General features: G+C 54.4%; 1 protein-coding gene. It reads left to right on the forward strand.

From position 1 onward, the window contains the following. A partial coding sequence (locus ACTHSP_RS23385; RefSeq protein WP_440347166.1) for a M17 family peptidase N-terminal domain-containing protein occupies positions 1 to 316 on the forward strand: 316 nt, incomplete at both ends.

Consider the following 316-nt stretch of genomic DNA (forward strand, 5'->3'; position numbering starts at 1 on the left):
CGCTTCCCTTGAAGAAGGTCAAAATTTCGCCGACACCAAAATCCCGACGGACAACGGTTTGCAAGCCATTGCCGTCGTCCGCCTCGAAAAAACCGACCGCGCCGCATTGAATAAAGCTGCAGCCGAAGCCGCCAAATGGGCGCAAAATCAAGAAACGGTCAATGTGGACGTTCACGCCTTTGAAGAAGCGCAAGCCGCAGCCGTTGCCGAAGCGTTTGCGATTGCGTTCGGTAATGCCGCCTACCGTTTCGACCGCTACAAAAAAGAAGCCAAACCGGCCAAATTTGCAGAAGCCGTGTTCCACAGCGCACACGAA

This window comes from Neisseria sp. P0001.S005 (assembly GCF_051963715.1).